At 66.8% G+C, this 12184-nt stretch carries 9 protein-coding genes; 6 read left to right on the forward strand and 3 right to left on the reverse strand.

The window, feature by feature from the left end; all coding sequences use genetic code 11:
* From prmB to IB257_RS07205, 6 genes are all read left to right on the forward strand, one after another.
* A complete protein-coding gene (prmB, locus tag IB257_RS07180) occupies positions 1-897 on the forward strand; it encodes a 50S ribosomal protein L3 N(5)-glutamine methyltransferase (RefSeq protein ID WP_054456040.1) in 897 nt (298 codons plus the stop codon).
* On the forward strand, positions 894-2828 hold the full coding sequence (locus tag IB257_RS07185) for an ABC-F family ATP-binding cassette domain-containing protein (RefSeq protein WP_119449339.1): 1935 nt from the start codon (positions 894-896) through the stop codon (positions 2826-2828). The genes prmB and IB257_RS07185 overlap by 4 nt, the downstream gene beginning before the upstream one ends.
* Positions 2829-2952: 124 nt before the next feature.
* The gene (locus IB257_RS07190) at positions 2953-3441 is read left to right on the forward strand and encodes an RNA polymerase sigma factor (RefSeq protein WP_054456036.1); all 489 of its coding nucleotides are present in this window, start codon (positions 2953-2955) and stop codon (positions 3439-3441) included.
* 2 nt (positions 3442-3443) lie between these two features.
* Complete coding sequence (locus IB257_RS07195) at positions 3444-4364, forward strand: FecR domain-containing protein (RefSeq protein WP_192492093.1); 921 nt, start codon at positions 3444-3446, stop codon at positions 4362-4364.
* Positions 4365-4481: 117 nt separating this feature from the next.
* The gene (locus tag IB257_RS07200; protein ID WP_192492094.1) at positions 4482-7115 is read left to right on the forward strand and encodes a TonB-dependent receptor; all 2634 of its coding nucleotides are present in this window, start codon (positions 4482-4484) and stop codon (positions 7113-7115) included.
* Positions 7088-8269 (forward strand): cytochrome-c peroxidase, encoded by a 1182-nt coding sequence (locus tag IB257_RS07205; RefSeq protein WP_192492095.1) that lies wholly within the window; start codon positions 7088-7090, stop codon positions 8267-8269. The genes IB257_RS07200 and IB257_RS07205 overlap by 28 nt, the downstream gene beginning before the upstream one ends.
* Positions 8270-8332: 63 nt before the next feature.
* Here IB257_RS07205 and IB257_RS07210 read toward each other — a convergent pair whose 3' ends face one another.
* Genes IB257_RS07210 through IB257_RS07220 form a run of 3 tightly spaced genes read right to left on the reverse strand, consistent with a single transcriptional unit; the run spans position 8333 to position 12143 of the window.
* Positions 8333-8638, reverse strand: a complete 306-nt coding sequence (locus IB257_RS07210) for a chorismate mutase (RefSeq protein WP_054456030.1) — start codon at positions 8636-8638, stop codon at positions 8333-8335.
* A 5-nt stretch (positions 8639-8643) separates the two neighbouring features.
* Positions 8644-10938, reverse strand: coding sequence for a UvrD-helicase domain-containing protein (locus IB257_RS07215; protein ID WP_059373632.1), 2295 nt, complete (start codon positions 10936-10938; stop codon positions 8644-8646).
* Positions 10935-12143: a fatty acid desaturase gene (locus tag IB257_RS07220; RefSeq protein ID WP_054456025.1), complete on the reverse strand. Its 1209-nt coding sequence runs from the start codon at positions 12141-12143 to the stop codon at positions 10935-10937. The genes IB257_RS07215 and IB257_RS07220 overlap by 4 nt, the downstream gene beginning before the upstream one ends.
* Positions 12144-12184: the final 41 nt, after the last annotated feature.

Raw genomic sequence — 12184 nt, forward strand, 5'->3', positions numbered from 1 at the left:
ATGTATCAATCCGCCCGCCAAGAACTGCTGACCCTGCGCGACCTGATCCGCTACGGCGTATCGCGCCTGAACGCCGCCCAGGTGGCGCTGGGACACGGCAGCGACAACGCCTGGGACGAGGCGGTCTACCTGACGCTGCACGCCTTGCATCTGCCTCTGGACACGCTGGAGCCCTTTCTGGACGCCCGCGTGCTCAGCGAAGAGCGCAACCGCGTGCTCGAATTGATCGACCGCCGCGTGACCGAGCGCCTGCCCGCCGCCTACCTCACCAACGAGGCCTGGCTGCGCGGCCACCGCTTCTACGTGGACCAGCGCGTCATCGTGCCGCGCTCGCCCATCGCTGAATTGCTGGACCAGGGCCTTGCGCCCTGGGTGCAGGATGCGCTGGCGGTTGAGAACGTGCTGGACATGTGCACTGGGTCCGGCTGCCTGGCTATCCTGTCGGCGCTGGCCTTCCCCTATGCCCATGTGGACGCGGTCGACGTGTCGCCGGACGCGCTGGAAGTGGCGCGCCGCAACGTCGACGACTACGGCCTGGCGGACCGGCTGGACCTGCACGAAAGCAATCTGTTCGACAGCCTGCCGCCGCGCCTGTACGACGTCATCATCTGCAATCCGCCCTACGTGAACAGCGGCTCCATGGACGTCCTGCCCCAGGAGTACCGCCATGAACCGCAGTTGGCCCTGGCTGGCGGCGACGACGGCATGGACCTGGTGCGCCGCATCCTGGAAGCCGCGCCGCGCTTTCTCACGCCGGAAGGCGTGCTGGTGCTGGAGATCGGCCACGAACGCGACTTCTTCGAGGCCGCCTTCCCGCAGCTCTCGCCCGTGTGGCTGGACACCGAAGAAGCCTCCGACCAGCTTCTGCTGCTTACCCGCGAGCAACTCAGCCTGTGATACGCGCTACTGGATTGACCCTGCGCCGCGGCACCAAGGTGCTGCTGGACGGCGCTGAATTCGTCGTGCATCCGGGCGAGCGCGTGGGCATCGTCGGCAAGAACGGCGCGGGCAAGTCCTCGCTGTTCGCGCTCTTGACCGGCACGCTGGACCTGGACGCGGGCAACCTCGCCATGCCCGCCGGCTGGCGCATCGCCAGCGTCAAGCAGGAAATCGAAGCTGACGAGCGTCCGGCGCGAGAGTTCGTCATCGACGGCGACACGCATCTGCGCGAACTGCAGGCGCGCCGTGCCGAACTGACGGACGAGCAAGGCACGCAGATCGCCGAAGTGGAAGCGGCGCTGGTGGAAGCCGGCGCCTGGAGCGCGGCCTCGCGCGCCGAGCAACTGCTGGCCGGCCTGGGCTTCAAGCCCGCCGAGTGGATGCAGCCGGTGGCGAGCTTTTCCGGCGGCTGGCGCATGCGCCTGGCCCTGGCCCGCGCGCTGATGGCGCCGTCCGAATTGCTGCTGCTGGACGAGCCCACCAACCACCTGGATCTCGACGCCATGCTGTGGCTGGAGAAATGGCTGGCCGCCTACCCCGGCACCGTCATGCTGATTTCCCACGACACCGAGTTCCTGGATGCGGTCGCCAAATCCATCCTGCATTTCGACCACGCCAAGCTGGTGCGCTACCGCGGCGGCTATGGCGACTTCCTGACACAGCGCGCCGAGCGCCTGCGCCAGACCAATATCGCCTACGAACGCCAGACCCGCGAAGCGGCCCGGCTGCAAGGCTTCATCGACCGCTTCAAGGCCAAGGCCTCCAAGGCCAAGCAGGCGCAGAGCCGCGTCAAGGCGCTGGCGCGCATGCAGGTGCTGGCGCCCTTGCACGCCGAGGCCGGCATCGACATCCGCATCCCCTCGCCCGACCAGGTGCCAGATCCCCTGCTGACCCTGGAGCACCTGTCGGCCGGCTACACGGACGCCGACGGCAACGCCGTGCCCATCCTGCGCGACGTGACGCTGATGGTGCGCGCGGGCAGCCGCGTCGGCGTGCTGGGCGCCAACGGCGCCGGCAAGAGCACGCTGATCAAGACCCTGGCCGAAGAACTGCCGGTGCAGGCGGGTACGCGCCGCGCCTCGCGCGGCTTGGCCATCGGCTATTTCCACCAGCACCAGCTGGACATGCTGGACGTGGACAGCACGCCCATCGCCCATCTGGCGCGCCTGGCCCCCGAGACCCGCGAACAGGAACTGCGCAACTATCTGGGCGGCTTCGGCTTTTCCGGCGACACGGTGACCAGCAAGGTCGGCCCCATGTCCGGCGGCGAAAAGGCGCGCCTGGCGCTGTCCCTGATCGTCTGGCAAAAGCCCAACCTGCTGCTGCTGGACGAACCCAGCAACCACCTGGACGTGGAAACGCGCGAGGCCCTGGCCGCCGCGCTGGCCGACTTCGGCGGCAGCATGCTGCTGGTATCCCACGACCGCCACCTGCTGCGCACCACGGTGGACAGCTTCTGGATCGTGGCCGACGGCGCGGTACGCGAGTTCGACGGCGACCTGGAGGACTACCGCGACTGGCTCGCCGCCCGCAACGCCGGTGAACGCGCGGAAGCCGCGCGCGAGAACGCCGAAGGCAACGAACCGGTGGTGGATCGCAAGGCCCAGCGCCGCGCCGAAGCCGAACAGCGCCAGCGCCTGTCCGCGCTGCGCAAGCCGCTCGAATCCAGGCTCGCCAAGGTCGAGGCCGAGATGGAGAAGCTGCGCGCCAAGCTGCATGCGCTGGACGCCGTCATCGCCGATCCGGACCTGTACTCGGATGCGCGCCGCGCCGAACGCCAAAAGGTCATGGCCGAGCATGGCGAACACGGCAAGCGCATGGACGAGCTGGAAGAACAGTGGCTCGAAATCCAGGGCTCTCTGGAAGAGATCGAACAGTCCGAGGCCTGACGGCCTGCGGCGGGCGCCCTGCCCGCCGCCGCTTCCTGCGCTCTCTCCTTATCTAGAAATAGAAATCGTTATCATTTATACTCTGGCGCGAATTTGACTCTATCTGGCGCCCGGCGCCGGCGACATGTCTACGCTCACGGATGTATTTCTCCGCCATTACCGAGAGGTGCTGGGTTTTCTCTCTTTGCGCACCGGCTCGCGCGACGTCGCGCAAGACTGCGCCCAGGACACCTGGATCAAGCTGGCGGAATTCAAGGACAGGACGCGTCCCGACAACGACCGCGCCTACGTCTTCCGCGTGGCCGCCAACATCGCTACCGACTGGCACCGGCGCCGCAGCCGCGAACAGGCCGCCACCGCCGACTACGCCGCTTCGCGCCCCACCCTGCATGAACCCGACACCCTGGACGTGGCTGCCGCGCGGCAAATGCTGCGCAGGCTGGAAACCGCGCTGCTGGCCCAGCCGCGCCGCAGCCTGGACGTGTTCGTGCTGCACCGGCACGAGGGCCTGAGCTACCGGGCCATCGCCGAGCGTTTCGCGATTTCGGTCAGCGCGGTGGAGAAACACATGATGCGCATCCTGCTGGCCTGCGACCAGGCGCTGGCATCCTGAGCATGGCCGCCCCCAAGACCGGCAGCGCCCAGGAAGAAGCGTCGCGCTGGGTCGTGCGCCACAGCGGTCAGGGCATGGATGCGCAAGCCCAGGCGGAGTTCGAAGCCTGGTACCGCGCTGACGCCAGCCACGCCGCCGCCTATGAACGGCTGGCGCGCCTGTGGCGGCGAATGGGCGAGATCGAACGCGGCAAGCTGCTGGCGCCACGGCGCGCGCATAAGCGCGGCGCGGCGGCCGCGCTTGTATTGCTGGCCGCCTGGCCAGCCTGGCAATTGCTGCGTACGGTCCATCCTGACGCCGACTACACGACCGGCGCCGAAGTGCGCCGCGTGGCCCTGCCCGACGGCTCCAGCGCCACCCTGGATGCGGACTCGGCCATCGCCATCGATTTCGCGCCGGGCAAGCGCGAAGTACGGCTCCTGGCCGGGCGAGCGTTGTTCACGGCCGCACCGCGCGCGCCTGGTGGTCCGGATTTCACGGTGGTGACGCCGGACGCGTCCGCAGCCGCACTAGGCACCCGCTATGTCGTGGCGCGCGAGGCCGGCGGCACGCGCGTGGCGGTGTACGAACATCGCGTGGCAGTCCATTGCCTGGTCTGCCAGGATGACGCCGCCTTGGCGCTGGACGCGGGCCAGGAGGCTGCCGTGTCGGCGACGGGCATCACGCGCTTCGCCGCGCCGCAGGAACCGGCGCCGGACTGGAGCCAGGGCCTGCTGGCCTTCAACGATGTCGCATTGCCCGAGGCCGCTGCGCGGCTATCCCGCTATGGCGGCAAGCACATCCTGGTGCTGGGCGAAACCGCCAGGCGTTTGCGCGTCTCGGGCATCGCCAGTATCGACGATCCCAAGCGAGCGCTGGAATTGCTGCTGGCGCAGGCCAAGGTCGGCATTACCGAGCTGCCAGGCCTGCTGATCCTGCGTTGAAGCCGATTGCCAATCAGTAAATGAGAATCGATATAAATTATTCATCGGCAATCCGCTGAGGTAATCCGTGCCTGCACACGTCCTACGGCTGACATCAACACCCGCTTGGACGCATTCATGCTGTTTCCCCACTTCAACCGGCGCGCCCGCCGGTCTGGCGCTTCGGCGGCGCTGCTCATCGCCGCGTTGATAACGGCTTCGCCGGCCCCCGCTCAGTCGACCGCGCCCGTCGCCTATGACCTGCCGGCCCAACCCCTGGGCGACGCACTGCTCGCGCTGGGCCGACAGGCGGGCCTGGAGATCTCGTTTCCACCGGCGGCCGTGGCGGGCAAGACTTCGCCCCCGCTGCAAGGAGAGTACTCACCGCTGCTCGCGCTGAACCACCTGCTGGCGGGGTCCGGACTGGCGCTGCGCGCGGACGGACCTGGCCGCTACATCGTCTACGTGGACAAGACCAACCAGTTTTCCGCCCTGCGCCTGGACGCCGTGAGGGTCTACGGCGAGCAGGTGGGCGAGCGCATCTATACCCGCGAAGACATCGCCGAAACGCCCAGCTCCAACCGCGACCTCAGCACGCTGGTGGCGACGCATCCGGCGGCGCGCACCAATCCGGGCGCCGCCGGCTCGCAGAACCGCGGCTCGCTCAATGTGGAGGACATTTCCTTCCACGGCTCCAGCCCCTACCAGAACTTGTTCCAGCTCGACGGCATGGACGCGACCAACCGCGTGGACCCGGCCAGCAAGAACCTGAACCTGCAGGTCGGCAACGTGCCCAGCAACCCGCAGTCGTACTTCGTGGACACGAGCCTGCTGGAGGAAGTGCGCGTGCACGACAGCTTCGTGCCGGTGGAGTACGGCCGCTTCACGGGCGGCGTCGTCGACGCCAGGCTGCGCCGCTTTTCCGGCGAAAACCGCTTGAATCTGGACTACCGCTGGAACACTTCCAAAATGACGCGGCAGGAGGTCGCCGAGGGCGAACAAAACAGTTGGGCGCAGGGCAAGCCGGGCTATTCGCCGGAATGGAAAAAGCGCTTCTACTCCGCCGTGGGCGACCTCGCCTTCAATGAAAAATCAGGCGCCGTGCTGGCCATGTCGCGCCGCGAATCGGACATCACGCGCTGGAACATGGGCGTGGACGACAAGGGACAGCCGGCGCCGGGCCAGGCCGCCTATAGCGACCGGATCGACAACTTCCTGGGCAAGTTCAGCGTGCGCGCCAGCGCCGATACCACGGCCGACCTGACGCTGAAATACAGCGACCGCAGCGAAACCCTGGCCAGCGACCTGTTCCGGCACACGCGCTGGGACAACAACCATGAGGCGCGCGGCATAGGCGTCAACGTAGACCACTACTTCCAGGGCGGCCGGCTTGCGCTGCAGGCGGGCTGGGACCGGTCGCTCAGCAACCGCGAATCCGTCGGCGACGAGCTGGTGACATTCAGCCCCTACCTGCTGCCGCGGTACACGGCGGGCGGCTTCGGCAAGGAGCAGACGCGGCAGGACACCTGGACGCTGAAGGGCCGGGTCGACCTGGATCCGGTGCGCACGGGCGTGTTCACGCACATCCCCTATGCAGGCGCGGAACTGAACCAGGTGCAGGCGAACTTCGAGCGTTTCCAGGAAAGCCACTCCTACCAGCGCGCTTACAACCGCGACGGCAGCTATCGGGATTTCAGCAAGGTCCGCTACCTGCCCGGCACCGTGAACGTGAACTACAACATGGCCAGCCTCTATCTGTCGGACCGCATCGAATGGCAACGGCTGGCGCTGGACGCCGGCCTGCGCTACGACCGCGAGACGTTCCTCGGCAACAACAACCTGTCGCCGCGCACGCGGTTGGATTGGGACATGTTCGGTTCGGGCGATACCCTGCTCAGCGCCGGCTGGTCGCGGTACTACGGGGCCGGCGTGCTGGAGACGGCGCTCAAGGAAGAACGCAGCCGCCTGCGGCGCCAGGTGCTGGACAAGAACGGCAAGCCCGTGGCGGATGGCAGCAAGGAGTACTACGTGGAGTACAAGGGCCTGCGCATGCCCTATGACGATGAATGGGCGGTCTCGCTGCGCCAGCGCATGGCGGGCATGGAAGGCGTGCTGAGCTACGTGCGCCGCAACGGCCGCGACCAGTGGGCCACGACCGGCAACGACAAGGACGGCTACCGCTACACCAACGACGGCCTGTCCACCACCGACGGGGTCAGCCTGTCGCTGCGCACGCTGGAGCCCTGGCGCCTGGGCGAGACGCGCTGGAACATGCAGGCAAGCTGGAGCTGGCAGAAGCGCAAGACCAACGCGGACCTGGTCGAAGGCTACAACGGCGACGCGCGCGACCCCGGCGAATACGTGATCTACAACGGCTCGCGCCTGCGCGCCATCGACCTGCCTCCAAGCTCCTTCTACCAGCCACAGATCGCCACCCTCAGCCTGACCGGCGCGTGGCCGCGCGCCGGCCTGACCTGGAGCAACATGGTGAACTGGCGCAGCAAGCGCGACGCCACCGTCTACGTCGGGCGCGGTCCGCGGCCCGACTACCTGGATCGATTCGAATCCGGCGAGATCCCGTCCTACTGGACCTGGGACACCAAGCTTTCCTGGAATCCCACGTTTGCGCGCAGTCTGGAATTCACGGTCGAAGTCCTGAACGTGCTGGACCGCAGGCCCGCCGTGACGGCCAGCAATCCCAACGTCAAGACCAACCGCAGTACCTATCAGACGGGACGGGAGCTATGGCTGCAAGTCGGTTACCGCTTCTGATCCTGGGCGCGGCGCTGACGCTGGCGGCGTCCCTATCCCACGCCGACGCAGACGCCCAGGACGATCAGGCCGCCTGCCGCACGCCCACGGGCTGGAATGCCGCGTGCCTGCGGCCGCTGTACGCTGGGCCGCCCTCGGCGTGGCCAGCGCCCACGATCGATCCTGGCGTGGCCTGGCGCGAATGGGGGCCGGTGCCGCCGGCCTCCAATCCGCCCCTATCCTGGACCGCGGCCAACGCCGGCCAAGCGGAACTGGCTGCGGACGTCGCGCGCCCGGCGGTGGTGACGCTGGGGCAGATGCTGTTCTTCGATACCCGGCTGTCGCGCAAGGGGCAGGTGTCCTGCGTCTCCTGTCATCTGCCGCAGCGCGCCTTCACCGACGGCCTCGCGCTGGCCGTGGGCGAAGACAAGCTGATGGGCAGGCGGCGCTCCACGCCGCTGTATGCGGCGCCGTTCGCGCCCCGGTTGTTCTGGGACGGACGCGCCGCCAGCCTGAAGGAACAGGTGCTGGGCCCCATCCACGATCCCCGCGAAATGAACCATGACGCCGACGGCGCCGTGGCGCGCCTGTTGGCGGCCGATCCCTACCCTGCGCAGTTCCTGCAAGCATTCGGCGCCGCCCCGGCAGCGCAGCCGCCTGTGGACGCCGACCGCCTGGCGCGCGCGCTGGCCGCCTATGTCGCTACGCTTCGGCCCGAAACCACGCGCTTCGACAAGTTCCTGGATGGACAATCGAATGCGCTGGACGACAGCGAGTTAATCGGCATGCACCTGTTCCGCACCCAGGCGCGCTGCATGAACTGCCACAGCGGCGCGATGCTGACGGATCACCAGTTCCACAACATCGGCCTGTCCTTCTATGGCCGCCGCAACCAGGATCTGGGGCGCTACGAAGCGACGCGCAATCCCGCCGATCTTGGCAAGTTCCGCACGCCCAGCCTGCGCAATGTGTCGCGCGCCGGACCGTGGATGCACAACGGACTGTTTCCCGACCTGAAGGGCCTGCTGCGGATGTACAACGCCGGCATGGGCCGCGATCCTGTGCCCAGCGATCCGCCCGACCCGTATGCGCCGCGCAAGTCCGAACACATCCGGCCGCTCGCGTTGAGCGCGGACGAGATCGACGCCTTGCTGGCGTTCATGCAGGTCTTGTAGGAAAGGGAGAGGCGGCGCCCGGCAGCTTGCAGATGCAGGCTCCCATGCGCCGCCGGCCTGGCATTACGAGTACGGGCGCTCGCGCAGGCGGGTGTGGTGGTCGACCACGGTGTCGATCACTTCGCGCAGGATGGTTTCGGCAAGCGCGGGCGGCACGCCCGCCTCTTGCGCCAGGCGGCGGATGCGCGCGACCTGCTGCTCCTCGCGCTTGGGATCCACCAGGTCCATGCCCAGATCGCGCTTGAGCTCGCCGATCATGTCCGTGCAGCGGAACCGCACGCCCAGCAGCAGCATGATCTGCTGGTCGATTTCATCGACCTCGGCGCGCAGCGACGCCAGCTCGGCTTTGGAAGTATCGTTGTCGGCCATGAGTATCAACCCTGAACAATGTCAAGTTTGGCGATGCCCAGCGCCAAGGTCTTGGCGCCCACGTCGCGGAACTGGATTTCAGCCTGGGCGTCCTGCCCTGCTCCGCTCAAGCCGATGATCGTGCCTTCGCCGAACCGCGCGTGGTGCACGCCCTGACCTACACGATACTGCTTGTCGCCCACCGTGACGCCGGTGGTAACGCTGCGGGCTTGACGCGGCGCAATGGTATTGGTGGGCTTGCGGCCAAAAGCGTCGCCGCGGTTGCCGCCGCCCCAGCCGGCGCCCGTGCCGCCAACCTGGGCCAGGCCGGCCTTGGGCGACAGCCACTTCAGGTGCTGTTCGGGAATTTCTTCCAGGAAGCGCGACCGCATCGCGTAGCGCGTCTGGCCGTGCAGCATCCGGCTTTGCGCCAGGCTGATGTACAGGCGCTGGCGCGCACGCGTGATGGCCACATACATGAGGCGGCGTTCTTCTTCCAGTCCGGAAGCTTCCAGGACGCTGTTCTCGTGCGGGAACAGCCCCTCTTCCAGGCCGGTGATGAACACCGCGTCGAACTCCAGGCCCTTGGCCGCGTGCACGGTCATGAGCTGGACGGCGTCCTGGCCCTGCTGGGCCTGGTTGTCGCCCGCTTCCAGCGCCGCATGCGACAGGAACGCCGCCAGCGGAGTCAAACCGTCGGATGCCACGACCGGCGCGTCGACCACGCCCGCGTTCAGCGTGGAGGCCGTGTCCTGTTCGGGCACCACGCCGGCAGGCATGCCGTCGTAGTTTTCCTCGGACGCGAACACCGCCGCGGCGGTAACCAGTTCGCTCAGGTTTTCCAGGCGCTCCGCGCCTTCGCGTTCGGCCTTGTAATGCGCGTTCAGGCCGCTGGCCTCGAGCATGTGCTCGACCATTTCCGGCAGCGGCAGGTCGCGGGTCTCTTCGATCAGGCGATGGATCAGCTGCGCGAATTGCGCCAGGTTGGAGCCGCCCTTGCCGGGCACCAGGGCCACGGCCGCGTAAAGGCTGGTGTCGTGCGCGCGCGCGGCGTCGCCCAATTGCTCCAGCGTGCGCGCGCCGATGCCGCGCGTGGGGAAATTGACGACCCGCATCCACGAGGTGTCGTCGTGCGGATTGGCCATCAGGCGCAGGTAGGCCAGCGCGTGCTTGATTTCCTGGCGCTCGAAAAAACGCAGGCCGCCGTACACCTTGTAGGGAATGCCGGCGGAAAAGATGGCGTGTTCCAGCACGCGCGACTGCGCGTTGCTGCGGTAGAGCACGGCGATCTCGCGGCGCAGGCTGCCTTCGCGGATCAGGGAGCGGATCTCGTCCACGATCCACTGCGCTTCCATGCCGTCGGACGGCTGCTCGATGACGCGCACCGGCTCGCCGTCGCCCTGCTCGGTCCAGAGGTTCTTGCCCAGGCGGCCGGTGTTATGGCCGATCAGCGCGTTGGCGGAATCCAGGATGTGGCCAAAAGAGCGGTAGTTCTGCTCCAGGCGGATCACGGTGCCGCGCGCGTAGTCGCGTTCAAAGTCAGCCATGTTGCCGACGTTGGCGCCGCGGAAGGCATAGATCGACTGGTCGTCGTCGCCCACCGCGAAGATTGCGGCGCCGCCGCCGGCCAACAGGCGCAGCCACTTGTACTGCAGCGTGTTGGTGTCCTGGAACTCGTCGACCAGGATGTGGCGGAAACGGCGCTGGTAGTGCTCGCGCACCGGCGCATTGCGCGACAGCAGTTCGTAGGCGCGCAGCAGCAGCTCGGCAAAGTCCACCACGCCTTCGCGCAGGCACTGGGCCTCGTAGAGCTGGTAGATCTCGATCAGGCGACGGCGATGGGCGTCGTAGGCTTCCACGTCGGCGGGACGCAGGCCTTCTTCCTTGGCGCCGTTGATGAAGCGCTGCACGTCGCGCGGAGGATACTTTTCGTCGTCGACGCCATTGGCCTTCATCAGGCGCTTGATCGCCGCGAGCTGGTCGGTGACGTCCAGGATCTGGAAGCTTTGCGGCAGGCCGGCATCGCGGTGATGCGCGCGCAGCATGCGGTTGCACAGGCCATGGAAGGTGCCGATCCACAGGCCGCGCGTATCGATCGGCAGGATGGCCGACATGCGCGCGAGCATTTCGCGCGCCGCCTTGTTGGTGAACGTGACCGCCAGCAGCCCAAAAGGCGAGGCCTGGCCGGTTTGAATCAGCCAGGCCATGCGGGTGGTGAGCACCCGGGTCTTGCCGCTGCCCGCCCCGGCCAGGACCAGGGCGTGCTGCGGTTCTAACGTTACTGCGGCGCGTTGTTCAGGATTGAGCTTCTCTAGCATCATGCCGCGTAGCGGCGCAGACGTTGAGCGAATTGCTCGAGCCCGGCGATGCCGCTTTGCTGGGCGCGCTGGCACCAGGCCTGCAGGTCATGAAGAAGCTGTTCGCTGCTGGCGCTGGAGCTTTCCCAGATGCGGCCGAGTTCACGGCGCATCTGTACCAGCGTGGCGAGCGACTTGTTGCGGGCGATGGCTTGATCCACGGCGGCAACCTGTTCGGGCTGGAGGATGTCCTCGTTGCGGTGGATGGCACGGCGCACGCTGTGCAGCTTGGTCCAGTCGCACTCGGCGCTGTCCTTGTTGCGCGAATCCTTCAGCTTGGCCAGCTCTTCACGGGCGGCGCTCTTGATCACGTCCGCATAGCGGGCCATGACTTCGTAGCGGTGCGTGATCACGCCCTGCAGGGTGCGCAGGTCGATGCCGGTCTTGCTGTCGTCCAGCTTGAGCTTGGGCGCAACCTTCTTGATCTTGGCGAGGCCGAAGAACTTCAGGATGTTGATGTAGCACCAGCCGATGTCGAATTCGTACCACTTGGCCGAGAACTTGGCCGACGTGCCATGGGCGTGGTGGTTGTTGTGCAGCTCTTCGCCGCCGATCACGATGCCCCAGGGGAACACGTTGGTGCTGGTGTCCGGGCTGTTGTAGTTGCGGTAGCCCCAGTAGTGGCCGATGCCGTTGACGACGCCGGCGGCCCAGAAGGGGATCCAGGCCATCTGCACGGCCCATACCGTGACGCCGATGGCGCCGAACAGGGCGATGTCGATGGCGAGCATGGTCAGCACGCCCCACAGGCTGTGCTTGCTGTAGACGTTGCGCTCGAGCCAGTCGTCAGGCGTGCCGTGGCCGAACTTGGCCATGGTTTCCTTGTTGTTCGATTCTTCGCGGTACAGTTCCGCGCCGCGGAACAGCACCTTCCAGATGCCGAACAGGATGGGCGAATGGGGATCGCCTTCCTTTTCGCACTTGGCGTGGTGCTTGCGGTGAATGGCCACCCATTCCTTGGTGACCATGCCGGTCGTCATCCAGAGCCAGAAACGGAAGAAGTGCATGACGGCCGGATGCAGATCCAGACCACGGTGCGCTTGGCTGCGATGGAGAAAGACCGTGACCGACACAATCGTGATGTGCGTCACAACCAGAGTGAACACGACAACCTGCCACCAAGTGGCTTGGGTCAGACCGCCGGCAATGAAGGAAAGGATGTAATCCATAAAGCTGTTAGGAGCCTCGCTAGAGAAGTGCCTGGAGTTTA

Origin of the sequence: Achromobacter sp. ACM03 (assembly GCF_014851665.1) — a bacterium.
Classification (GTDB): Bacteria; Pseudomonadota; Gammaproteobacteria; order Burkholderiales; family Burkholderiaceae_B; genus Achromobacter; species Achromobacter aegrifaciens.

Bases quoted from the DNA above. Each gene is read 5' to 3' on its own strand.
- prmB (WP_054456040.1), top strand. From the start codon at position 1: ATGTATCAATCCGCCCGCCAAGAACTGCTGACCCTGCGCGACCTGATC.
- IB257_RS07190 (WP_054456036.1), top strand. From the start codon at position 2,953: ATGTCTACGCTCACGGATGTATTTCTCCGCCATTACCGAGAGGTGCTG.
- IB257_RS07195 (WP_192492093.1), top strand. From the start codon at position 3,444: ATGGCCGCCCCCAAGACCGGCAGCGCCCAGGAAGAAGCGTCGCGCTGG.
- IB257_RS07200 (WP_192492094.1), top strand. From the start codon at position 4,482: ATGCTGTTTCCCCACTTCAACCGGCGCGCCCGCCGGTCTGGCGCTTCG.
- IB257_RS07205 (WP_192492095.1), top strand. From the start codon at position 7,088: ATGGCTGCAAGTCGGTTACCGCTTCTGATCCTGGGCGCGGCGCTGACG.
- IB257_RS07210 (WP_054456030.1), bottom strand. From the start codon at position 8,638: ATGGCCGACAACGATACTTCCAAAGCCGAGCTGGCGTCGCTGCGCGCC.
- IB257_RS07215 (WP_059373632.1), bottom strand. From the start codon at position 10,938: ATGATGCTAGAGAAGCTCAATCCTGAACAACGCGCCGCAGTAACGTTA.
- IB257_RS07220 (WP_054456025.1), bottom strand. From the start codon at position 12,143: ATGGATTACATCCTTTCCTTCATTGCCGGCGGTCTGACCCAAGCCACT.